The organism is Streptococcus jiangnanensis (assembly GCF_040888325.1).
GTDB lineage: Bacteria > Bacillota > Bacilli > Lactobacillales > Streptococcaceae > Streptococcus > Streptococcus jiangnanensis.
Map to the genome: position 1 here is coordinate 135,691 of NZ_JBFNFF010000003.1, position 24,638 is coordinate 160,328.

Sequence of the window (24,638 nt, forward strand, 5' to 3'; positions counted from 1 at the left end):
ATCTCCTCATTTTAATTCTTCTGCAAGAACATTCATATTTTCTTCTAGATTTTCTAAGTAAGTTTTGTCATTTTCAGGATCTGCTTCTAAAGGATTGAGTGTCTTTAGGCTAACTCCTGTTGATTTGACCAAGGTCTCAGCGACTTTAGAAGAAGCATTGCTCTCAGTAAAGATGGTTTTAACCTTATAGGTTTTAACGAATTCTTGGATTTCTGTCAACTGTCTCGGACTTGGCTCTTGTTCAGGGGAAATCCCTGCTATACCAAGTTGTTTCAAACCAAAGCGTTTAGCGAGATAAGAAAAGGCTGTGTGTTGTGTAACAAAGGTCTTTTGACTCGCTTTTTCAAAAATAGGCTGGTACTTCTTAGTCAATTCTTGGGCTTTAGCGATAAAGTTTTTAGCATTCTTTTGATACGTTTCCTTATTAGCACTATCAATCTCCGAAAGTTTGTCAGCGATAATCTGAGCTTCTTCACCTGCTTTTTCTGGATCTAACCAAGTGTGAGGGTCGTAGAGTGTTTTTTCATCGATGCCGTCACCAGCTTCAACATCTTCCAAACCTGGTACACGCTCCAACGTCATTCCTTCAGACGCTTCTAAAACTTTAACTTTTGAGTTTTTCAAGTTAGGATCCAGACTTCCAGCCCAAGATTCGAGCGTATGAGAATGGTAGACAAAGACATCCGCGTCATAGATAGCAGCAATGTCATTTGCTGACGGTTCAAAGGAGTGAATCCCACTACTTGACTGAATCATCCGTACGTCATTCAAGTCACCTGATACCTCTTTGACCATGGCATAGATTGGGTAAAAACTTGTTACAATCTTCATTCCTTTTGCTTCTTGTTTTTCTTTTTGACTACATGCTCCTAAGACAAGAACCAGCAGACTGGCCATCAATAATAGGATCGTTCTTTTTTTCATCATTACTCCTTAACTAGTATTTAACCATTTAATTAACTAGTAAATAGTTTATCTTTATTTACACTATATGTCAAGTTATTTTGCACATTTTCATGAAAAAAATGAGAACTAGAACTCACATTCTGCTCTCATTTTTCGATTTTATCTTTTCTATATATCCTATTCTGTTTTTAGGAGTTAGAAAATTGGGGTAGGTTTAGTTACTCTCCTTTAGCAATGCCAACAGCTTTTGAACTTCTGCCATAATAGTATTGTTGTCTTGGGCGCCAAATAGCAAGTTATTCTTTAATCCTGTGAGAGTTTCTTTGGCATTGGATTTGATAATGGAGTCTTGGATCTTTGCAAGTAGCTCTTCAGCCTCTCTCAACTTCGCTTCAACCTTTTCAGTCTCGACCTGAGATTCTTCTGGTTCCTCTGGTGATTCTTCTTCCAGCTCCTCAGTTGGTTTTGGAGATTCTGGTTTCTCACTTTGAGGCTTCTCTTCGCGAGGCTTTTCTTCCTCAGGTTTGTCTGTCCGAGGTTTCTCCTCTGATGGTTTTTCCGTTTGATTGGTATCAGCTTGACCATTTTGGTTTCTTTGAACATGGTCACTTGCATTGCCCCAACCACTATCTGAATGCGGACGTTCGTTTGGATGTTCGACATAGTACTTCACAGTCGCAAAGAGATCCTCTAAAGTATACCCCTTAGGAGCCTCATAAAGACCTTCGTCAAACCATTCAAATTTGATGTTATGGTAATGGTCATAATGAGGAATAATCAAGCTTCCGTTTTTGACTTCCACAGTATGTTGAAGATTGTAAGGCATACGATCAAGCGGCACCTTCTTAGCTGCTTTCACGCGATTGTAGACAGCTTCTGCTCCTTTAGCCTCTGTATTTCCTGAATTCTGATGGTCTGTTGAAGGAGGCGTTAAACCTTTCTCTTTAGCATAAGCTTGGGCAGCCGCTCTTTCAGCTTCAGACAAACTATCTTTCTTAATCCAATGACTGTGTGTCATATGAGGAGTTACATAGGCATCCCCCTCATCACTTGTGATATCACGAGGATCAAAGATATAACCGTCTTCTGTTGTATACTTACCTGCCAACTTGGCTACTTGAATCTCATCATCTGTGTAAGCTATTTGCGCATTTGGTTTCCCTAGACGTTCTGGATGACGAATCGGTGCTAGGAAGGTAAGAATATCATCAACTAACTTGACTTTATCGCTTGAGACATCATTGAGACGTTCCAAGAGTTTATCCAAAGCCTCAAATTCAACTTGTCGACCTTTATTATCAAGTAAGTCTTGATGAACTCTTGCTAGTAAATCATAAGCCTTATTGTAAAATCCTCGATCACCAGATGGGAGGTTGGTTTTCTTAGCTCCGAGTTTATGAGACAAACTTTCTTGCTTGGCTAGTTTACTATCAATGGCTGCTGCTGTTTCTGCTGAAAGTTCCTTGGCAGGAGTATAACGTGAGATCCCATTCTCCTCAAATACATAGCCATCAGCTACTTTTCGAATCGCCTGTTTAACCAATTTTTCATCAATTGGATAGCTTGGAGCTGGTTGGGGATTTGGTGCAGGTTGCGGACTCGGACTAGGTTCTGGAGTCGGTTGTGGACTTGGTTCTTCTGATCTTGAATCTGGTACCCAATGGTTTGAACGATAGCGAAGCGGGATGATGCGAGCAATTCGTTCTTCCAATTCAGACATTTGTTCATAAGGGATAAAGTGGTAATGGTTACCATGAGGGACAGCTACACCTCTGGCGGTTCGACTTGTGATTTGTGCTGGGTCGAAAACAAGGCCATCAGACTCTACGTGTCGTTGACTTAAAGGCAGTTTGTAAAGCTGTTTCAAAAGACTATCAATGTCATCACTTTGACTTGCTTGACTGTTAGTATTGCTGTTGTTACTTGTGTTAGTATTGGTAGTTCCCTGATTGCTTACAGAAGGTACCCAGTTTGTTCTTGGAGTGTTATCGCTATTTTGTCGGCGATAGGTTCTTGAATTTGACAGATTTCCCCGACCAGATAGGAAGGCTTCTGCAGCAGCTAACTCGCTAGCTGATAACTCATTCTTAGGAATGTAATGGTAATGATCGCCATGAGGAACGATATAAGCATCACCAGTATCCTCTATGATATCAGAAGCATTAAAGATATAACCATCATCTGTAGTATAGCGTCCTTGCGAACGTGCCAAGGCTACAGCACCATCGTTTCTTGGGTTCCCACCTTCACGATGTTGACTATGCTCTTGTTTTTGTCGATTGATTTCCGCTTTCGTACGAACATTATCCGCATGGGCAGCATCCTTAAGGTAAACATAGTATTTTCCATCTACTTTGATAACATATCCACCCTTAACCTCATTGACAATATCCTCATCTTTTAGCTTATAGTTTGGATCCTTCATGAGTAATTCTTCACTAAAAATCACATCATAAGGAACCTTACCATTGTAATAATGATAGTGGTCGCCATGTGAAGTGACATAGCCTTGGTCTGTTATCTTGATGACGATTTGCTCCGCGTTGATTCCTTCCCGCTTGCTAACCTCATCAGGAGTCAAATTCTCCGTTTTTTGCGTCGCTTGTTTTCCATCTATATAGGAAACACGATTATTTTCCTTAACCGTTCTGGCTTGATACAATCCCAACTCGTAAGAACAAACACTTAAAATCAAAGCTGCCGCAGAACCAGCAAGGTATTTCTTATTAATTTTCATCGAAACTCTCTTTCTTTTTGATATTTCTATTTGCAATTCATTTCTAAATTGCAGAAACTCCTCTCTATTACTTAACTGGTTAATAGTTTACTCCTAAATTTGCAACTTGTCAAGGATTTTATGAACTGGTTAAGTATTTTTTTATTCTGCCCACTACTTTTTCAAGATTGGTCTTTCTATAAGAAAGATTTTCTTGAAAATTCTTTTTAAAATATCAAAAAAATCCCTGCAACTAAGTTGCAAGGACTTTTCGATTAATCAAAATTAACGTATTCTTTTTGAAGTTCAAGAACTTCTTCCATTGTTGAGCATTCTGTAAGGGCACGATTTGCGTACTCTTCCATCTTAGCTGTATCCAATTTCTTCATCAAGCTACGTGTACGAAGTACAGATGTTGCTGACATAGAGAACTCATCCAAGCCCATTCCGACAAGAAGTGGAACAGCTTGTTGGTCACCAGCCATCTCACCACACATTCCAGCCCATTTCCCTTCAGCGTGAGCCGCTTTGATCACATTGTTGATCAAGCGTAGGATTGATGGGTTGTATGGTTGGTAAAGGTATGAAACTTGCTCGTTCATACGGTCTGCTGCCATTGTGTATTGGATCAAGTCGTTTGTACCAATTGAGAAGAAGTCAACTTCTTTGGCAAATTGGTCTGCAAGCATAGCTGCTGCAGGGATCTCGATCATGATACCAACTTGGATATCATCCGCAACTGCAACACCTTCAGCAAGAAGGTTTGCTTTTTCTTCGTCAAAGACTGCTTTCGCTGCACGGAATTCTTTCAAGAGCGCAACCATTGGGAACATGATACGCAATTGACCGTGAACAGACGCACGAAGAAGAGCACGGATTTGTGTGCGGAACATAGCATCCCCAGTTTCAGAAATAGAGATACGTAGAGCACGGAATCCAAGGAATGGGTTCATTTCGTGAGGCATATCGAAGTAAGGAAGTTCCTTATCTCCACCGATATCCATTGTACGAACGACAACAGGTTTACCATTCATTCCTTCAAGTACAGCCTTGTAAGCTTCGTATTGCTCGTCTTCTGTTGGGAAGTCTTGAGAATCCATGTACAAGAACTCTGTACGGTAAAGACCAACAGCTTCAGCACCGTTGTCATTGACACCTTCAACGTCTTTTGGAGTACCGATGTTGGCAGCCAATTCAAAGTGTTTGCCATCAGCAGTTACTGTTTTAGCATCTTTCAAGAGAGCCCATTCAGCTTTTTGTTTCGCATAAGCTTCACCAGCAGCCTTGAATTCAGCCGCTTGCTCATCAGTTGGGTTGATAATAACCTCACCAGTGATACCGTTAACGGCAAGAATGTCACCGTCTTTAACGATTTCAGTAATATTGTTTGTACCCAATACTGCTGCAATTTCAAGCGTACGCGCCATGATAGCTGAGTGGCTTGTACGTCCACCAATGTTTGTTACAAAAGCTTTTACAAAGTTTTTGTCCAATTGAGCTGTATCTGAAGGAGTCAAGTCATGCGCAATCACAATCACTTCTTCATTGATAGAAGCTGGGTTTGGCAATTTTTTACCAAGTAGGTTTGCCAATACACGTTTTGTCACGTCGCGGATATCCGCTGCGCGTTCTTGCATGTATGGGTTGTCTTCCATGCCTTCAAAGATAGTGATAAACATGTCTGTCACTTCTTTCAGACCTGCTTCTGCATTCACTTTCTTCGCACGGATTGTTTCCTTGATTTGGCTGATCATTTCTGGGTCAGCAAGAACCATTAAGTGAGCGTCAAAAACTTGAGCTGCTTCTTCACCGAGCGTACCTACTGCTTTCTCGCGAATAACAGAAAGCTCGTCTTGTGATGCTTGTAGAGCGGCATCAAGGCGAGCTTCTTCTGCGTTTGTATCTTCGACTGTAATAGTCTCAAATGACAAATCCGGTTGAACGAGTAGATATGCTTTTGCAACTGCAACACCGTCAGATGCTGCGATTCCTTTAAGCATTTCTGTCATTTTCCTTATGCCAATCCTTCTTTTTCCATAGTTTCAGTGATAGCAGCGATTGCGTCGTCAGCATCTGCACCTTCAGCTGAAATTGTAACGTCAGCACCTTGGCCAACACCAAGACTCATAACACCCATGATAGATTTAAGGTTTACTGATTTACCTTTGTATTCAAGAGTGATATCTGAAGCAAATTTGCTAGCTGTTTGAACCAACAATGTTGCTGGACGTGCGTGAATACCTGTTTCTGCCACTACGTGGAAATCTTTAGAAGCCATAGTTTGACTCTCCTTTAGTTATTTCTTTTTTGGATTATATGTGATAACCCTTACAAGACTGTATTATATCACCTTCTAGATAATTTTTCAAGTATTTTATGGACTTTTACTGAAAATGAACTTGCTTCTTTTTCTATCATACAGGTACTATGGGAAATTTGGGCACTAATTATTAATAGTATAGAATTATCTAGTTAGCCACTTAACGTAAAATAATCTTTTGATGTCTCACATTAAAATAGATATACTTAAGTAGTGTAAGCGTGGCTAAAAATTCAATCTATTCCATTCAAATAAAGTGTCCAACCAATCAAAAACTATATTATGGGCGAGTCTTAAATTATTGACTTGACAATGAGCATCTGCACCGCTTTCGGAGTCAAAAACCTGAAGTTTAGTTTGCGGATTTTTAGATTTAAGCGCTTCATAAATTACCTTAGTTTGTCGTTGCAGCTCAGTACCTTCTCCCTTTCCCATTATAAACAGGCAAGGACATTGAATTTTTTGATAATCTACAATCTTTGCGTGGTTAAATACATCATCAATAGCACTCTTAAAATCAGAAGTACCAAACTGCCATGCATACTTTTTAAGATTCAAATTTGCTGATTCATTCAAATTTCCAGCTAATTTTAAAATGGCATTTATTAACCAACTAGGTGCTTTCAAACTTGATCCAAATTCTTTTCTGAAAAGTTCTGCAACGTCGTAAATAGGGGTACTAGCAATCCAAGCATGAATTCTTGGATCCTTTTCAACAGCTTGTGCGGTAAAATATCCCCCTCCGCTGACACCATAAATGGCTAAATAATTTAGTTTAGGATTTCTATTTTCCAACCAGTCTATGCATAATGAAATTGGAATAGAGGCATCCACATCAAAGACCAGCCCTCTACTAGGATTGCTCCCTTGACCGGGAAGGTCAACCATTAAAACATTATAATTTCGTATCCATCCAGGATATCCTGCAAAGTAAAATAAATCTTCGCGATAAGTATCACCTCCACCAATCATGATTAGCGTTGGGCAATTATCGCCGCTATGAAGATAATAACCAGGCAAGTAAGAACCCTGATAGGGAATAGTTAATTTTTCAATCGGTGCACCTAGTGAATGAATTGCACTAGAAAACACCTTCTCCATTTGACGAACGGTCGGTAAATACTCTTCAGAAAATGGATCGGTAAATTGGATTGCCGAGCGAAGTGAGTAGGTCTGTGCAAGATAATACTGCGCCTTTGTTTGTTCACTCAACCATGAATTACTTGCTTCTTGTTCAAGGTAGTTTACATGCGATAAAAATACATTTTTCCAGTCATCAGGCTTTGGTGAGTTCCCCAATCTTTGAGCAAGATAATAAAGCTCTCCATGAGAGAAACCAAAAATTTCACCGATTCCTAACAACCAATTGAAGAAAAAATCCGTATCACCATTCTTAAAAAATATTTGAGTCGATTGCCGTTTTAAAATAACATCATTTTCTTTCACCACGCGCCTCCTAATTCTGTATTCTTTCATTCATTTAATCTAATTATAATCTGATAACATTCTCTATCAAACAAAAGTATCCAGATATCCATTTTTTAATCTTATAATCACAGATAGTGTATCACATAAAATGAACTTTTTCAAACATTGTATTTATATACTCCTTATGAAAGGATACGAAACTCATAAGTATCCTATATAAAATTAACCAATGATCCATTTTTATGAATACATCATAATCTGTCATTTCCACTTTGGTTATATTTTAGATATTCTAATACAAAATATTGGGACATCTTGTGTAGAAAATTTCTTTTTTTCGTAAATATTACAGTTTCTATTTTATTAAAGTATTGTCTCAGCTAGACTTATTCCTGTTCTTACGATTTTTGCTATTTTCTTCGTTTTCCTTTCTGATAACTTGCTGAAAATCTTCTATTTATCTTACCAATATACAGTATATAGTTTTTTTGTTTTGATAAACTTTGATAGTTCAATGAAAACCCAATTTTACACTCTGACAAAACACTATATCTTGTGCTTTGTTTTTGAAACTGTAACTTTTTAGCACAAGATTTAGTTTAAAAAGTTTGACAAAGTTTTTTTTTCTGATATACTAAGAAAGTAATCTATTTTGAAAGAGGAGTTACGAAAATGGTAACCGTTTATTCTAAAAACAACTGTGTCCAATGTAAGATGACCAAGCGTTTCTTGGACAGCAACAATGTCGCTTATCGTGAGATCAATCTCGACGAGCAACCAGAGTACATCGATCAAGTTAAAGAGCTCGGTTTCAGCGCAGCTCCTGTTATCCAAACACCAACTGAAGTCTTTTCAGGCTTCCAACCAGGAAAACTGAAACAATTAGCATAATCTTAGTACATCATCCAGAAGAGATTGCTTCTAGGGCTAACTTAGAGGCCTTTCTTTTGTAATTAGATAAAGGAAATTTTATGGGATTAAAACATCTTGAGGACGTAACTTACTTCCGTCTCAATAACGAAATCAACCGTCCTGTCAATGGACAAATCATGCTTCATAAAGATAAGGAAGCCTTGGATGCCTTCTTTAAAGAAAATGTAGTTCCAAATACCATGGTTTTTGATTCAATTACTGATAAAATCAACTACCTTATTGAACATAACTACATCGAAACTGCATTTCTCAAGAAATACCGTCCAGAGTTTTTGGAAGAATTGCATCAATTTATCAAGGACCAAAACTTCCAATTCAAATCATTCATGGCTGCCTATAAGTTTTACAACCAGTATGCCTTGAAGACTAATGACGGTGAATATTACCTTGAAAGTATGGAAGACCGTGTCTTCTTTAACGCGCTTTATTTTGCTGACGGGGATGAAGCGATTGCGACTGATATTGCCAATGAAATCATCCACCAACGCTATCAACCAGCTACTCCTTCCTTCTTGAATGCTGGTCGTGCTCGTCGTGGAGAGTTGGTATCTTGTTTCTTGATTCAAGTAACTGATGACATGAACTCTATCGGACGTTCCATCAACTCAGCTCTCCAACTTTCACGTATCGGTGGTGGTGTGGGAATTTCCCTCAGCAACCTTCGTGAAGCTGGAGCTCCTATCAAAGGTTATGAAGGTGCTGCTTCTGGTGTCGTACCAGTTATGAAGCTTTTTGAAGACAGCTTCTCTTACTCAAACCAACTCGGGCAACGTCAAGGTGCTGGGGTTGTCTACCTCAACGTCTTTCACCCAGATATCATCGCTTTCCTTTCAACTAAGAAAGAAAATGCCGATGAAAAAGTTCGTGTTAAGACCCTCTCACTTGGAGTTGTGGTGCCCGATAAATTCTACGAATTGGCTCGTAAAAATGAAGAAATGTACCTCTTCAGCCCTTACTCTGTAGAGCTTGAGTATGGTGTGCCATTCAACTATATCGATATCACTGAGAAATATGATGAATTGGTTGCAAATCCAAATATCCGCAAGACAAAAATCAAGGCGCGTGATTTGGAAACTGAAATTTCTAAATTGCAACAAGAGTCTGGTTACCCTTATGTAGTCAACATTGATACAGCCAACCGTGCGAATCCCGTTGATGGTAAGATTATCATGAGTAACTTGTGCTCTGAGATTCTTCAAGTTCAAGAACCAAGCTTGATCAACGATGCTCAAGAATTCCTTCAAATGGGAACGGACGTTTCATGTAACCTTGGTTCAACCAACGTTGTCAACATGATGACTTCACCTGACTTTGGTCGTTCTATCCGTGCGATGGTTCGTGCTTTGACTTTCGTTACAGATAGTTCACACATCGTAGCTGTTCCTACTATCGACCACGGAAACAGTTTGGCTCACACCTTTGGTCTTGGTGCCATGGGACTTCATAGTTACCTTGCCCAACAACTGATTGAGTACGGATCACCTGAGTCAATTGAATTTACAAGCATCTACTTTATGCTTATGAACTACTGGACCTTGGTAGAATCTAATAACATCGCGCGCGAACGTGGTATCACCTTCCACAACTTTGAAAAATCAGACTATGCTAATGGAAGCTACTTTGACAAGTATGTGACAGGCGAGTTTGTTCCAAAATCAGACCGTGTTAAAGAACTCTTTAAAGATGTCTTTATCCCAAGTGCTGCTGACTGGGCTGAACTTCGCGAAAAGGTTCAAGCAGATGGTCTTTATCACCAAAACCGTCTAGCTGTTGCTCCAAATGGTTCTATCAGCTACATCAACGATGTTTCTGCTTCTATCCACCCGATTACGCAACGCATTGAAGAACGCCAAGAGAAGAAAATCGGTAAAATCTACTATCCTGCTGCAGGTTTGTCAACAGATACTATCCCTTACTACACTTCTGCTTATGACATGGATATGCGTAAGGTGATTGATGTTTACGCTGCCGCAACTGAACACGTGGACCAAGGGCTTTCACTCACTCTCTTCATGCGTAGCGACATTCCAAAAGGTCTTTACGAATGGAAGAAAGAGAACAAACAAACGACACGTGACTTGTCTATCCTTCGTAACTATGCCTTCAACAAGGGTATCAAGTCTATCTACTACGTCCGTACCTTTACAGATGATGGTGGAGAAGTCGGTGCTAACCAATGTGAAAGCTGTGTGATTTAATTTTTATCTGGGGCAACCACATTTTCTCAGACTACTGATTAAGTTCCCCATCATACAAAACTTGATAAGTATCTTAAATACTATGAAAAACTAAAAAGTCGGGCTTCCGACTTTTTGTGCGATACTCTTCTCAGACTATGATAAAATAGAGATGATTCGGCAATCGCATTATTACATACAGAAAGAGATTTCAAATGGAAACTTACTACAAAGCCATTAACTGGAATGCCATCGAAGATGTCATCGACAAATCAACTTGGGAAAAGCTGACAGAGCAATTCTGGCTCGATACGCGTATTCCCTTGTCAAATGACCTAGACGACTGGAGAAAACTATCAAACAAAGAAAAAGACTTGGTTGGAAAAGTCTTTGGTGGTTTGACCCTTTTGGATACCATGCAATCTGAAACAGGGGTTCAAGCACTTCGCGCAGACATCCGTACACCACATGAGGAAGCTGTTTTCAACAACATCCAGTTTATGGAATCTGTCCACGCAAAATCCTATTCTTCTATCTTTTCGACCTTGAATACCAAGGCCGAAATCGAAGAAATCTTTGAATGGACCAACACTAATCCCTACCTTCAGAGAAAAGCGGAGATTATCAATGAAATCTACCTCAATGGTAGCCCACTAGAAAAGAAAGTTGCCAGTGTCTTCCTTGAAACCTTCCTCTTCTACTCTGGTTTCTTTACACCACTTTACTATCTCGGTAACAACAAACTGGCCAACGTTGCGGAAATCATCAAACTGATCATTCGTGATGAGTCTGTTCATGGAACTTACATTGGTTACAAATTCCAACTTGGTTTCAATGAATTACCTGAAGAAGAGCAAGAAAAACTCAAAGAATGGATGTACGACCTGCTCTACACTCTCTACGAGAACGAAGAAGGTTATACAGAAAGTCTCTATGACGGTGTTGGTTGGACTGAAGAAGTTAAAACCTTTCTTCGTTACAATGCCAATAAGGCCCTTATGAATCTTGGACAAGATCCACTCTTCCCAGATTCAGCTGATGATGTCAACCCAATCGTTATGAACGGTATTTCAACAGGAACTTCTAACCACGACTTCTTCTCTCAAGTCGGAAATGGTTACCTCCTTGGTGAAGTTGAAGCCATGCAAGACGAGGACTACAACTACGGTTTAGACTAATTTGGCCGATCATTCAAAATATCATGGTTTGTTTAAAACAACCATGATATTTTTGTTTTTTGTTTTATTTTGTTTTTTTCTATTTGATTAATTGAGCGTTTTATGGTAAGATAATAATAGTAGAAATCGAGGTGATAAGGATGCTAAAGCAAGAAAAACTAGATAGTATTCTAGAAGCAGTAAACACAAAAGGCACTATTACTGTAAAAGAGATTATGGAGAGTCTTGATGTGTCAGATATGACAGCTCGCCGCTACTTACAAGAATTGGCAGATAAAGATTTGCTGGTTCGTGTGCATGGTGGCGCTGAAAAACTTCGTACAGGTTCTCTCTTAAACAACGAACGCTCAAACGTTGAAAAACAAGGCTTGCAGATTGCTGAAAAACAAGAAATTAGCCGTTTTGCAGGTCATTTGATTGACGAAGGTGAAACCATTTTTATCGGGCCAGGAACAACCTTAGAATGTTTTGCTCGTGAACTCCCAATTGATAATATTCGTGTTGTAACAAACAGTCTTCCAGTTTTTCTCATCCTAAACGAACGAAAACTAACAGATTTGATTTTGATTGGTGGAAATTATCGCTCTATCACTGGAGCTTTTGTGGGAACACTTACCCTGCAGGATTTAGCCAATCTTCAGTTTTCTAAAGCTTTTGTAAGTTGTAATGGTATCAAGGATAAAGCTATTGCTACTTTCAGTGAAGAAGAGGGCGAGGTTCAACGAATCGCCTTGAACAATGCCAATAAAAAATACTTACTGGCAGACCACAGCAAGTTTAATAAGTTTGATTTTTACACTTTCTACAATATCTCAGAGATTGATACCATCGTTTCAGATTCCAAACTGAGTCAGGAAACATTTGAAGATCTATCGAAACAAACAACCATTCTTTTATCAAAACCATAAAAATTCCCCTGCCTTTTGGCGGGGAATTTTTGTTGAATTTTAATCAATAAGTTGTGTCTCAGCTAGTTTCTTGTACCAGTGAGCCGATTTCTTTGGATAGCGCTCCTGAGTCTCAAAATCAACATAGAAGAGACCGTAACGCTTTTCATAGCCATTTGACCAAGAAAAGACATCCATTAGCGACCAGATAAAGTATCCTTTGACATTGGCTCCATCAGAGATTGCAGATGCAATCACTTCCATATGTTTCTTAACATAATCAATCCGCCCATCATCGTAGACTGTCCCATCCACAAACTCATCTTTGTATCCGAGACCATTCTCAGTGATGTAGATTTTTTTGTAATTAGGATAATCTTTCTTCACGCGCATGATTTGGTCATACAAACCTTGAGGGTAGATAATCCAATCCCAATCGGTACGTGGGACATAATCAGGAGCTACACGACGACCAACTCCCTTAATCTGATACTTAGAGCTTCCTTTTTCACCTTTTCCATTGTGGATGATTTCCGTCTCTCCATCAAAGGCTTGCATCCAATCACTCATATAGTAGTTAATTCCTAGGAAGTCGTTCAAGTCTTTTGCAGCTTCTAGGACTGCGAAGTCTTCTTCACGCAAATCTAAGCTTCCACCATTGACTGCTAAGATATGGTTGACACCTTCCATGGTTTCTTCGGAATATCGTCCTAGATAAGTTGCATCCAAAATAAATTTATTGTGAATGATATCTTCTAACTCAGCAGCTCGAACATCTGCTGGATTATCTGGATCCAGAGGATACTTAGTAGGCAGGGCATGAACCACACCAATTTCACCTTTATAACCTTTACCTTTATATAGCTTGACTGCACGCGCATGCGACACCATCATATTGTGATGAGATTGGAAGACTTTGGCAAGGTCGTACTGAATACCTGGAGGGAATTTCCCAACCAAGTATTGACCATCACCAATTGGCCCAATTTCATTAAAGGTTGTCCAATAGTTAACTTCAGGAAATTCTTCAAAACAGAAAGCCGCGTAGTCTACAAAGTGTTCAATGTTTTCACGGTTTAAGAAGTCTCCATTTGAATGTAGAGCTTCTGGCGTGTCAAAGTGATGAAGAGTTACAAAGGGCTCAACATGCCGTTTGTGACATTCTGCAAATAGATTATGATAGAACTCAACCCCCTTGTCATTAACCTTCCCATAACCAGTTGGAAAGATACGTGACCAAGCGATTGAAATACGGATACCATTGACACCATACTCTTCTGCAAGTTTGAGGTCAACTGGGTATTTGTGGTAGAAATCACTGGCTGGTTCAGCAGTGTACCAGTAGTTATCTTTGAGGTATTTGTCCCAGGCAACTGGTCCTTTACCATCGGTATTGGTCGCACCTTCTGCTTGATAGGCTGCTGTTGCCCCGCCAAAAATAAAGTCTTTTGGAAGTGTTTTTGTCATTTGATTCACCTTTCAAGAAATAGAAATGAGATGGAGATAGAGTTGGGAGGAGTTCCGCCATCTCACTTCTTTGCTCTTTACCTTTTACTCTTCGAACTGCGCTTGAACAAAGGCAAGAGCGCCTTTTCCATCACGAGTCAGTTTAATGTATTGGCCACCTTCTGTCTTGGCAAGTTTGATACCAAGTTTGTCGGTTTCGGCCTTCATGTCTTCAAAGTTTGAAGCAACTTGAGGAGCAAGGATAACCAGATCAAACTCAGGCAACATTTCACGGTGAGCACCATAGCCACCAGCTGCTGCTTTAACAGGAACTTTGTACTCTGCAGCTGCCTTGTTTAGAGCATTTGCAAGGAGACCACTTGTACCTCCTCCTGCACAGAGAACGAGAACATTTGTTTCTTCTGTGATTGTGTTTTGCGCTGCTTCTACACCAGCTTTTTCAAGAATAGCATCTGCTTTGGCAGTATTGAAGTTTGCAGCTACTTTTTCTTTCAATTCATCATTGGCTTTGCCTGAACGCTCTTCTTCAAGAATTTGTTCATCATAAACCTTGAGGAATGGATAGTAAATGGCTACGTCAACAAGGATTAACAAAGCAGCAAGTACAAATGACAAGAATTGGAAGTTTGTACCGAGAACAATACCGAGCGGACCTGGTGTTGTCCAAGGAAGGTTGGCAGTAAATGAGTTCATGCCAAGCGTTTCAATAAAGAATTTAAAGATCCATACGTTGGCAATTGGCGCAAAGATGAAAGGAATAAAGAAAATCGGATTCAATACAAGCGGTGCACCAAACAAGATTGGTTCATTTACACCAAAGAAAGTTGGAACTACTGAAGCACGTCCGATTGCACGGTTTCGTTTTGATTTAGTTAACCACATGAACATGAATGGAACAACCAGTGTCGCACCAGTACCACCCATGGTAACGATAAACATTTGTGTACCAGAAGTAAGAATCTTGTCAGCGTGCATACCTTGTTGGAGAAGGTTCAAGTTGACTTCGGCATTTGCATAGGTAATAGCTGCGATTGCTGGTTCAACGATAGATGGACCATGGATGCCAACAAACCAGAAGAAGGCAAAGGCACCAAAGATAATGGTAATACCTAGATAACCATCAGCAGCAGAGAATAATGGTGCAAAGAATTTACCGATTGATTCAGCTACGCTTGCACCAACAAAATGACGAGCTAGTAAATCGAGAGCATAAAGAGAAACCACTGATAGAGTGAATGGAATCACATCTTTAAAGACTTGTGAGATATTTGGTGGAACTTCGTCAGGCATGCGAATAGTGACGTTGTTCTTAACACAGACCTTATAGATAGCTACAGTAACAAAGGCAGCAAGAAAGGCTGAAAGCAACCCTTTTGTCCCCAAGAATCCAGTAGCTAGGCCATTTTCGATAGGATCAGCTGCCAACATTAACAAACCAACAATCGCAGCCAAAAGTGTCGACATATAGTTGATTTGGTTGGTTTTCTCCATGCTACGGTTTACTGAGTCGGTCAATGACTTAGCTGTTGTACCAGCTACCAAGAGAGCTAGAATCCCCATTGAATAGCTATAAGGTTTCATGAGGAGATTGACAACATCGTCAGACCATTTAAAGCCCCATGAGTTTGGTACAAAAGCAATCAAGATAAAGATACTTGAGAAGAGAATAACTGGCATTCCAGCAATGAAACCATCTCGAATGGCACGAAGGTAGATATTACGAGACAGTTTTTCAAAGAAAGGCTTTCCTTTCTCGATAAAAGCAATTAATTTATTCATTACTTAACTCCTCTCTTATAGAGTTCGATTAAATGGTGCATCAAATCTTTGAGCAAGATAGTTGTCATCAAGTGATCCTGACCATGCATCATGGTCACACTATAGGCCAAATCCTCACCAGCGGCTTCCTTGGTCAATAGACTTGTTTGCGCGTGATGAGCCTCAGCGATGCAACCACCAGCTTCCTCTACGAGAGTATCAGCTTTCGCAAAATCGCCAGCTTCAGCAGCCTTCAAGGCTTCCAATAGTTTTGAACGAGCATCGCCAGCATAGGCTACGATTTCAAAACCTAACAATGTTACTTCTTCTCTATTCATGATAGAATTCTCCTTATGTATTTTTAATTAAATTTTTATGACAATAAACGTTGGATATGTAGAACTAGATAAACTCGTTCACTTTTATACAAATCAAGACCCGTATGTTGCGTAATCACATCATAGATCTTGGAACCAATCTCGAACGCTTTTGGATAGGATTGTTTAATATGATCTTCCATATCCAGAAGTGATTGGTTATCATCTCTAGATCTGTCTAAATAATCCAAGAAATAATTCAAATGAATCATAAAACGATCATAGAAATGATTATTCTCTTTGGTTCGTTGAATTGCATAACCCTTTAGCACTTCTTCGACATTCCTGAGAATTTCTTTCCTCTTATCAATCGACTCAACCACTTGAACTTCATTCTCCCCTTCGGCATTGATGAAATGATAAGCGATCCGAATAATTTCATCCTCAGGGAAATGATCTGTCAACTTCTGGCGATAGATTTCAAAGGCTTCCTTTGCGATTTGAAAAGCGACAGGATACTTAGTGGAAATATCTGGCAGATTACTATCCTTGTACCTTCCTTGTGTTAGAGCTTGATAAGAACAGTAAATATGATCTGTCAAGGTCACATAGAGATACTCTTGAATCGGATAATGATATTTCTTTGATAGCTTATCAATAAGCTCATAGGTCACTGTGATAAAATCAAGCGGAACATCTTTGAGGAGAGACATAAAGTTTTCCCTGGACTCTTCTGTCTTCATCCGAAAGATTTTCTCAACTTGTTCTTCAGCAATCAAATCCCCCTTCTTTTTCCCAAATGCAATCCCCTTACCAATCACAATCACCTCTTCTCCTTTGTCATTTCTGACAAGCGAGACATTGTGATTCATTGGGTTTAGAATTCGATACATGTCAACCTCCTTTTATATCTTAAAGGTATATGAGTACAAAAAATGACCACAAATGAACTAGAAAATCCTTTGATTTCTAATCCACCTGTGATCATGCCTAATATTACTTAGTAACACTCACCTTGTATTAACTTGTGATTTAAGTATAGCACAAGTAAGTTTTTTTGTAAACCTTTACATTCAACTTTTTTTTAAAATTTTTATTTAGATCAATGTTCCTAAGATTAGGGGGGAAAACTTATACACGTTCAGTCCATGAAGTCGCTGTTGTTTGAAGAACCTTGTTGAGTTCGTCAATGTTTTCAAAACCAGTTGTGCGAAGCCATTCGCGAGCTGCTGCTTCACCATCTTTGATGTAAGCTTCAACTGATCCAGCCCATGTAGCACGGCCACAAAGAACGCCGTTAAAGTTTGCGCCTGATTCGTGGGCAAAGACAAGGGTTTCTTGGAAGAGTTTAGCTGATACACCTGCACTCAAGTAGATGTATGGCAAGTTAGTTGCTTCATCTTGCGCTTTGAAGAAGGCTGCTGCTTCTTCACGTGTATGAACGATTTCACCATCGCCAAAGCCTTCAACATATTTGACGTTGACTGGAACTTCCACTTTCAAGACATCGATGTTGAAGCGTGGGTCTGAGAAGACCTTCATAGCACCAATAACCTTGTGTGGTTTTACTTTTGCGTATTCTGCAGAACCTGCATCAGCAATCTTTTCATCGTAAGCCAAGATTTCAAGGAAGAATGGAATGTCTTCCGCCACACACTCAGAACCAATACGTTCGATGTAGGCTTGTTTTTCTTGGTTGAGTTCGTCAGCGCTGTCTACGTCATAGTAAAGCAAAAACTTAACAGCGTCTGCGCCTTGTTCCTTGATGCGTTTGGCAGACCAAACATCCAAGCAGTCAGGCAAGCGGTTGGTGCTTGTTGTGTCGTATCCTGTTTTTTCATAAGCAAGGAGAAGACCAGCATTTGGTGCAAGAGCTTTTGTAGCTGGAAGTCCATACTCAGGGTCAAGAAGCATAGATGAAGCGTATTTTGTCAATTCATCTGCTACCAAGACTTTGAGTTCTTCCATTTGAGCGACTGTTGGCTCTTCTGTTTGGTATTGAGCCATGAGACGTTTCAAAGCGCCACGTTGGTCAAAGGCAAGAGCTGAGATAATGCCGTTTTCATCTGAGAGTTTTTTCAAGCAAGCGCGTTTATTTTCTGTTAAAGCCATTTTATACCTCTTTTACTATTAATTGATCATATAGAGCCTGATAGTTGGCCATATTGACATGACCTGTCATTTTTTCTTGAGCATTGAGCATACCAAGGACATTTGCCTTGATGAGGAGTTCTGCATCCGATTCCTTATGAAGAAGTCCTGAGGAAATCCCTGCAACAGTAGAATCTCCAGATCCAACAGGGTTCACTACCTGAATTCTTGGAATATCTACCTTGTAGAAAGTGTCACCATGTTTTGCAAAAGCACCATTTGCACCAAGTGACACGATAATCCACTCAATCCCTGCAAATAGAGGCTCTTGAAGAACTTCTTTTAATTCATCCAAATCCTCAGAAACTTCTTTCCCAAGAAGCTGAGACAATTCTTCGTTATTTGGTTTAATAACTGTTGGTTTGTGTGGTGATTCAAGGACAGCCTGAAGAGCTGCACCTGAGCAGTCTAGAACAACTGGTTTGCCTGCTTGATTAGCAAGTTCTACTAAGCTTGCATAATAGTCAACTGGAAGCCCAGCTGGCAGACTACCTGAAATAGCGACTACTTCCACAGTGTCAAGGAGATTTTCGAAATGAGCCAAGAAATCTTGCCCTTCTTGTTCAAGAACTTCGGGACCTTTTTCAAGGATTTCTGTTTGGTTTTCACCGTGTAGAATAGCGATACAGTTACGAGTCTCTCCTTGAATCGAGAAGAAACGTTTCGTTACTTTATCATCGATATGCTCTACTAAAAACTCACCAAGTTTACCACCGACCAAACCAGTAGCAGCAACAGAATCACCAAATTCTGAAAGAACTCGTGTAACATTGAGACCTTTACCACCAGCTGTCTTGGTCACGTCCACCACACGGTTGACAGTGTCAATTTTTAATTCATCCAAAGGATAAGAAATATCAATGGACGGATTCATTGTGACTGTTAAAATCATGCGTCACCTCTTAGTCGTGGTATTCACCGCGATCCCATTTTTCAAGGAATTCTGTAAAGAAGTTTGCATCTGCTTGATGAGCATTGTGAGTTTCAACGTGCTCAATTTTCGCAATCAATTTTTTGTTTTCTTCTGATGGCTTGTATTCAGCATTGATGAAAGCTTCAATGATATCACACATAAGCAATTCACCAGTAATCTTACCACCAAAACCGATAACGTTGGCATTCAATTGTTCTTTTGCATAAAGAGCTGTTGTCATATCACGAACCAAGGCAGAACGAACTCCTGGAACTTTGTTGACAGCGTTGTTGATACCAACACCAGTACCACAGATACATACCCCAAGATCAGCTTGACCGCTAGTTACAGCTTCACCAACTTTTTTACCAAAGATTGGGTAGTGAGTACGTGTGTGGTCATAGGTACCAAAGTCGATAACTTCATATCCTTTTGATTTCAAAAATTCTGAAACCGCCATTTTTTCATCTGTTACGATGTGGTCACATCCAATTGCAATTCTCATTTTTAACTTACCTTTCTTACTGTAATCTAATTAGCACATTTTGTTCAACATATCAACCCGAATTTGGTGACGACCACCGTCGTATTTACCGTTAACAAAACCTTTAGCAATATTTTTAGCCAATTCATCACCAACAAGTTGTGCACCCATAGTGATCATACGTGAGTTGTTGTGTCCACGAGTCATATAGGCTGAACGTTCGTCAGATACTTCTGCAGCAACCATTCCTTTGATTTTAGTTGCGACCATGAATGGACCAGCACCATAAGCATCAATCACGATACCAAGGTTTTGTTCTTCTTTGTTTACTTCTGCAGCAACAGCAAGAGTCACATCAACAAAGTCTTGACCTTCAGCTGTAACATCCACAACGTGGAAGTTTTCTTTTTCCAAGAAGTCTTTCACAACTTCTTTCAATCTCAAACCTGCAGCATCTGCACCGATAACAATAGACATATTGTATACTCCTTTTTATTATTCTAGGCTAGTAAAGACTTTTATAGTTAGCAGTTTACCTACAAAAGACTTTCTAGCAGTTTATTGACAAATTTGATTGAATAAGCTGTTCGATAGCTTATCCAAGTCTAGGAAATCAAGTTCCTAGAAACAAACTTTCTCCTCGAAAGAGAATATAACAAGTGATTATTTGTTTGTTACAAACACCATTTGTTGCTTACAAACATAATATACTCCTATTTATAGAAAAAGTCAACAGTAAATGTTTGTTTTTGTGGTTTTTTATCTAAAATATTTCAATATCAAAGCCAATCTGATCTACTTGATCAGGTTCTAGGAGACGAACATTCTTCTTATCTTCTAGATGATTTCCTTCTTCAAGAGATGTTGACAAGCCAGACCATGGTTCAAAAGCAATGAATGGTCCCTTATTCAAAGTTGACCAAATGATGAGATTTGAAAACTCTTGGAAGTGTACTTTTAATCCCTTCTCATGTTTACGAGAACGAAGGGAAATTGTTCTGGATTGCAACTCATCCAAAGTCACTGCATCAACACTAAACAGATCGTAACTGAGGTCCACTTCCTTTTGAGAATCCAACCATGGACTTCTATCTTGGAAATCTAACATTCCAGTTTCTGGGAAAGGACGAGGAACAGAGCAAGTCTCTTCTTTCTCAAACTCTAAATAGTAATCTTCATAAGTTTCGCCATCTAGTAGAGGGCAATTAAAGCCTGGATGTCCTCCTATAAAGAATGGCATTACTTTATTAGTTTCTCTATTGAAAACTTTGTATTGAGTACGGACAGTCTTGCCATTCACTAGATAAGTGATTTCAAGGCGGAAATGATAAGGATAGTTCTGATAAGTATTCTCATCATATTCGATAGCAAAGGTTACGCTGTTTTCTGTTTGATCAACTAAGTCAAATTCTTTTTTACGGACCAAACCATGACGAGGAATATTTCCTTTCGTCTCCGTTCCATCTGCATGACTGTAGAAGGCTGTATCTTCTCTTAAAGAGCCACAGATTGGAAAAAGTACTGGAGCTTGTCCACTCCAGTAAGTGGCATCTCCTTGCCACAAGTATTCAATGCCTTCTCGATCCTTGATCGACGACAAGGCGCCACCTAAGGTTTTAAACTGGACCGTTAACTGGTCTGATTTGATTTCAATTACCATAATATTCTCCAACTATTTTTAGATCTTTATATAAAAAACTAGGTTGCCACTCCCAATGTAGGAAATTAACAACCTAGTTTTCACAATTTACATTTTATAGGAGCGAATTATTTAGCATTTGCTGCGTATTCTTCGTTACGTTTGATCATTTGTTTTCTATACCAAGCAAAGATACCTACATAGAATACAAGGAAGACTGCTGCACCAAGGATTGCTTTGATATCACCTGTTGTAGCATTGCCGATTGCCCAACCAAATAGTTTTTCAATTGGTCCTTCAAGAGTTGAGTGAGTGATCAATTGAGTTTGGCTCACACCTTCTGGGAAGGCACCTACACCTTTAGCAAGTTCAGTTGCAAATGGAGCGATAAGAGTACCAGAAAGAAGGAAGAGAGGCAACAAGAGTGTTCCGAAGATAATCATACGGAGCAATTTACCACGTGTAACAACCAAGAGAGCTGGAGTCACACCCATAGCGATGATACCTGCAAGTGGCAAGATACCATTACCGACGTTTGAAAGAAGCACAGCTTCTACTAGCATGATTGGAGCAAGTACGTTAGCACAAGCCCAGATTTCAGCGCGACCAGCGATGAAAGGCCAGTCAAGACCGATGTTGAATTTACGTCCTTGAAGACGTTTAGTAGCAACGTTTGTAATACCTTGTGAGAGTGGTTCTACGGCTGCGATGAACCATGATCCGATAAGTGAGAAGAGTTCCAAAGCTACACCGGCAGTCAAACCAAGGCTCAACCAACCTTTAATAACAAGTTCCCATTTATCAGCTCCTTCTACTCCAGCAACTGGGTGTGGAGTCCCCATCAAACCAATAACAATACCAAGGATGAAACCGATAAAGAATTTAGATCCCCAGAAACCGATTTTTTTGTTCAATTTTGCAGCGTCAAAGTCATATTTATCGAGACCAGGCAATACTTTATCAAAGATTTTATCCAAGACCATGATAACTGGGTTCATCATGTAGTTCATGTGAGTTGAAGTCATTGGTGATGAACTTGGTGCATTAAGAAGGTCGTCGAAAGTTGGTTTCATCAAATCAGAGTTGATGATTTTCAAAATACCTACAAGGACAACTGCTGCAGTTGCGATGAAGAGTGAAACCCCTTGGCTAACTCCATTGTTGTCTGCGTACCATTTGATCAAAAGACCAGTGATTGACAAGTGCCAGATATCGAAGATATCGACGTCAAGTGTATCTGTTTTCTTCATTGCAAGCATCACAATGTTGACAATCAACATTACAAGCAAGAAGTAAAGTGTCCATGCAGATCCCCAAGTGATGGTTGCAAGTGGTGCCCAACCAACGTCAGTGATGTTCAATTGAATACCAGTATTTTCAACGAATTTTGCAAGTGATGCTGAGAAAGCTCCGTTGAGCATACCGATGATAGCACCGATACCAGTAAGGGCGATGGCAAGTTTGATACCACCTTCAAGCGCTTTGGAGAATTTCACTCCAAATAGTAAAGCCAATACTGTCAAGATGATCAGCATGATGATAGGACCACCCATTTCCAAGACTGGCTTGAAAATCTTATTGGCTAGTTCGATAATGACATCCATAATAGTTCCTCCCGTTTTTTTAGTTATATGAATGTTAACAAGATAAAGAATAAATTAGCTTAGTCCGTGTTCTTTGATAGCTGCTTCAATATTGTCAAATACTGGAGCGCTCATCGCTGGAATACGGAACAAGATTGGTCCAGCTTCAATTACTGGAATACCAGGTTCAAAACCAAGGTCAGTTGCAGCGATTGGTGTAAAGATATCGTAGCCCTTGATAAGGTCTTCGTTTACGTCTTTCACCATGACGGCATCACAGTGAACATCATAACCACGGTTTGAAAGTTCTTCTTCTAGAGCACTTTTAATTTGGTGACTTGAGTTAACACCTGCACCGCAGGCAGCAAGAATTTTAATCATTTGGATTTCCTCCGATTTTATTTTTTAATAGACAAGATTAAGCGGTTGCTTCAGCAATGTAAGCATAAAGTTTTTCTGGTTCAGAAATTTTTGATAAATCTTCCAGATGTCCATTTCCTGTGAAAAAGTCCATCAACTGAGCCAGAATATTTGTTTGACTTGAACTTGAGTTGTTAATGATAAAGAAGAGTAGGGATACTTCTACTTCCTTATCAGGAGCAATCATATTGTGAAAAGTTACTGGTTTTTCTAATCGAACAACTACAACTTTCTCAGCCAGATTATGAACAATATCTGTATGAGGAATCGCTACATTTGGCAAGTCCTTACCTAGAAATTCCATATCTAAGCCAGTTGGAAATGACTTTTCACGCGTGATCAAGGCTTCACGATAAGTTGGAGTGACAATTTCTCGTTCTTCCAACAAGCTTGCTACCTGATCAAAGAGTTGTTCTTGATTATCCGCTTCTAAGCAAAACACCAGGTTTTTGTCAAAGAAATGATCTAATCCCATAACATTTTCCCTTCTTTCAATTATCTTTTATGCTATAAGTATAACACTATATGAAATCGTTGTCAATAATTTTTGTTTTATTTTGTTCATTTTTTTGTAATTTTTGTTTCATTTAAAGAATACAATCAATATCAAACATTCTTGTTATAAAATACACAAAAAAAGAAGGCCAAGCCTTCTTCTATTTCCTTACTCAATAGTAGATAAAATCTCTTCTAATTTATGGTAATCTTTTACACTATCAATTTCATAGATGCTATTTCCTTCTAATTCTTCGACATAGACATCTAATTCTTTGATATTATCCTTAACCATGTTGTCCCAGTAGAGATCAACAAATTCACCACTTTCGTAAGCTTTGTCAATAAAGCCAACAATCTTCTCAGCAGTTGGTGCATCCCAGAATGAAACTCCGCTCAGAATGCGACCAGCCTTGCTGTCAACAATAATGTCTTGAACCTTGTAGTCATCACCATAAACTAAGAACCACTCGTTGGTACAGTCTTCGCGATAAACACTAAAATAGGTAGAACGTTTAAGATCGTTTCGAAACATATTTTTAAAAAGATAGTTATCTGCATCGATGACATAGCTGTTAGCTAAGTCTTCTTTTACTAGATAAAGTGAGTAAAAGTTATTGTAATCAGCATACTTGTCGTTAAAGACTAAACGAACACCATATTTTTCTTTTAGGTAGTCAAATTGTTCTTTGAGGTAACCGACAACGATGATAATCTCATCAATTCCTCGCTCTTTCAAAAACTCAATTTGGTATTCTACCAAGGGTTTTTGATTAACCTTAACCAAAGCTTTTGGGGTATTTTCAGTCATAGGACGTAGACGAGTTCCTAAGCCCGCTGCTAAAATAATCGCTTTCACACGAATC

General features: G+C 39.3%; 22 protein-coding genes. 4 read left to right on the forward strand and 18 right to left on the reverse strand.

Annotated features, from left to right (window positions below; genetic code table 11):
* Window positions 1-6 precede the first annotated feature (6 nt).
* From AB2B49_RS05140 to AB2B49_RS05160, 5 genes are all read right to left on the reverse strand, one after another.
* Complete coding sequence (locus AB2B49_RS05140) at window positions 7-924, reverse strand: metal ABC transporter solute-binding protein, Zn/Mn family (protein ID WP_049505764.1); 918 nt, start codon at window positions 922-924, stop codon at window positions 7-9.
* A gap of 196 nt (window positions 925-1,120) precedes the next feature.
* Complete coding sequence (locus AB2B49_RS05145; RefSeq protein ID WP_320691978.1) at window positions 1,121-3,643, reverse strand: pneumococcal-type histidine triad protein; 2,523 nt, start codon at window positions 3,641-3,643, stop codon at window positions 1,121-1,123.
* Window positions 3,644-3,897: 254 nt separating this feature from the next.
* The gene (gene ptsP / locus AB2B49_RS05150) at window positions 3,898-5,631 is read right to left on the reverse strand and encodes a phosphoenolpyruvate--protein phosphotransferase (protein ID WP_049505762.1); all 1,734 of its coding nucleotides are present in this window, start codon (window positions 5,629-5,631) and stop codon (window positions 3,898-3,900) included.
* A 5-nt stretch (window positions 5,632-5,636) separates the two neighbouring features.
* Window positions 5,637-5,900 carry a phosphocarrier protein HPr gene (locus tag AB2B49_RS05155; protein WP_000146948.1) on the reverse strand — a complete coding sequence of 88 codons (264 nt, stop codon included), beginning with the start codon at window positions 5,898-5,900 and terminating at the stop codon, window positions 5,637-5,639.
* Between the two features lie 267 nt (window positions 5,901-6,167).
* Window positions 6,168-7,388, reverse strand: a complete 1,221-nt coding sequence (locus tag AB2B49_RS05160; protein WP_049505761.1) for an alpha/beta hydrolase family protein — start codon at window positions 7,386-7,388, stop codon at window positions 6,168-6,170.
* A gap of 654 nt (window positions 7,389-8,042) precedes the next feature.
* Here AB2B49_RS05160 and nrdH point away from each other — a divergent pair.
* The 4 genes from nrdH (at window position 8,043) to AB2B49_RS05180 (ending at window position 12,566) form a co-directional block, all read left to right on the forward strand.
* Complete coding sequence (gene nrdH / locus AB2B49_RS05165) at window positions 8,043-8,261, forward strand: glutaredoxin-like protein NrdH (protein WP_000259240.1); 219 nt, start codon at window positions 8,043-8,045, stop codon at window positions 8,259-8,261.
* Window positions 8,262-8,341: 80 nt separating this feature from the next.
* Window positions 8,342-10,501 (forward strand): class 1b ribonucleoside-diphosphate reductase subunit alpha, encoded by a 2,160-nt coding sequence (gene nrdE / locus AB2B49_RS05170; protein ID WP_049484412.1) that lies wholly within the window; start codon window positions 8,342-8,344, stop codon window positions 10,499-10,501.
* Window positions 10,502-10,695: 194 nt separating this feature from the next.
* Window positions 10,696-11,658, forward strand: coding sequence for a class 1b ribonucleoside-diphosphate reductase subunit beta (gene nrdF / locus AB2B49_RS05175; RefSeq protein WP_000451372.1), 963 nt, complete (start codon window positions 10,696-10,698; stop codon window positions 11,656-11,658).
* 140 nt (window positions 11,659-11,798) lie between these two features.
* Complete coding sequence (locus AB2B49_RS05180; RefSeq protein ID WP_042902319.1) at window positions 11,799-12,566, forward strand: DeoR/GlpR family DNA-binding transcription regulator; 768 nt, start codon at window positions 11,799-11,801, stop codon at window positions 12,564-12,566.
* Between the two features lie 39 nt (window positions 12,567-12,605).
* Here AB2B49_RS05180 and lacG read toward each other — a convergent pair whose 3' ends face one another.
* The 13 genes from lacG to AB2B49_RS05245 form a co-directional block, all read right to left on the reverse strand.
* The gene (gene lacG / locus AB2B49_RS05185) at window positions 12,606-14,012 is read right to left on the reverse strand and encodes a 6-phospho-beta-galactosidase (RefSeq protein ID WP_049484411.1); all 1,407 of its coding nucleotides are present in this window, start codon (window positions 14,010-14,012) and stop codon (window positions 12,606-12,608) included.
* A gap of 84 nt (window positions 14,013-14,096) precedes the next feature.
* Complete coding sequence (locus tag AB2B49_RS05190; protein WP_001037310.1) at window positions 14,097-15,791, reverse strand: lactose-specific PTS transporter subunit EIIC; 1,695 nt, start codon at window positions 15,789-15,791, stop codon at window positions 14,097-14,099.
* Window positions 15,791-16,108: a PTS lactose/cellobiose transporter subunit IIA gene (locus tag AB2B49_RS05195; RefSeq protein ID WP_001078327.1), complete on the reverse strand. Its 318-nt coding sequence runs from the start codon at window positions 16,106-16,108 to the stop codon at window positions 15,791-15,793. Before AB2B49_RS05195 ends, AB2B49_RS05190 begins: the two co-directional genes overlap by 1 nt.
* Before the next feature lie 35 nt (window positions 16,109-16,143).
* The gene (locus tag AB2B49_RS05200) at window positions 16,144-16,980 is read right to left on the reverse strand and encodes a PRD domain-containing protein (protein ID WP_049505760.1); all 837 of its coding nucleotides are present in this window, start codon (window positions 16,978-16,980) and stop codon (window positions 16,144-16,146) included.
* A gap of 238 nt (window positions 16,981-17,218) precedes the next feature.
* The gene (gene lacD / locus AB2B49_RS05205) at window positions 17,219-18,199 is read right to left on the reverse strand and encodes a tagatose-bisphosphate aldolase (RefSeq protein ID WP_320691979.1); all 981 of its coding nucleotides are present in this window, start codon (window positions 18,197-18,199) and stop codon (window positions 17,219-17,221) included.
* A 1-nt stretch (window position 18,200) separates the two neighbouring features.
* The gene (locus tag AB2B49_RS05210) at window positions 18,201-19,130 is read right to left on the reverse strand and encodes a tagatose-6-phosphate kinase (RefSeq protein ID WP_042902323.1); all 930 of its coding nucleotides are present in this window, start codon (window positions 19,128-19,130) and stop codon (window positions 18,201-18,203) included.
* Window positions 19,131-19,140: 10 nt separating this feature from the next.
* On the reverse strand, window positions 19,141-19,656 hold the full coding sequence (lacB, locus tag AB2B49_RS05215; RefSeq protein WP_001216921.1) for a galactose-6-phosphate isomerase subunit LacB: 516 nt from the start codon (window positions 19,654-19,656) through the stop codon (window positions 19,141-19,143).
* A 30-nt stretch (window positions 19,657-19,686) separates the two neighbouring features.
* Window positions 19,687-20,112 (reverse strand): galactose-6-phosphate isomerase subunit LacA, encoded by a 426-nt coding sequence (lacA, locus tag AB2B49_RS05220; protein ID WP_000029277.1) that lies wholly within the window; start codon window positions 20,110-20,112, stop codon window positions 19,687-19,689.
* A 286-nt stretch (window positions 20,113-20,398) separates the two neighbouring features.
* Window positions 20,399-21,295, reverse strand: a complete 897-nt coding sequence (locus AB2B49_RS05225) for an aldose 1-epimerase family protein (protein ID WP_042768440.1) — start codon at window positions 21,293-21,295, stop codon at window positions 20,399-20,401.
* A 107-nt stretch (window positions 21,296-21,402) separates the two neighbouring features.
* Entirely contained in the window at window positions 21,403-22,878 is a 1,476-nt protein-coding gene (locus AB2B49_RS05230; protein WP_000382508.1) for a PTS galactitol transporter subunit IIC, read from the reverse strand.
* Between the two features lie 54 nt (window positions 22,879-22,932).
* On the reverse strand, window positions 22,933-23,238 hold the full coding sequence (locus AB2B49_RS05235) for a PTS sugar transporter subunit IIB (protein ID WP_000590551.1): 306 nt from the start codon (window positions 23,236-23,238) through the stop codon (window positions 22,933-22,935).
* Window positions 23,239-23,275: 37 nt separating this feature from the next.
* On the reverse strand, window positions 23,276-23,752 hold the full coding sequence (locus tag AB2B49_RS05240) for a PTS sugar transporter subunit IIA (RefSeq protein ID WP_000521979.1): 477 nt from the start codon (window positions 23,750-23,752) through the stop codon (window positions 23,276-23,278).
* Between the two features lie 189 nt (window positions 23,753-23,941).
* The gene (locus AB2B49_RS05245; protein ID WP_000643950.1) at window positions 23,942-24,631 is read right to left on the reverse strand and encodes a sugar phosphate nucleotidyltransferase; all 690 of its coding nucleotides are present in this window, start codon (window positions 24,629-24,631) and stop codon (window positions 23,942-23,944) included.
* Between the last annotated feature and the right edge of the window lie 7 nt (window positions 24,632-24,638).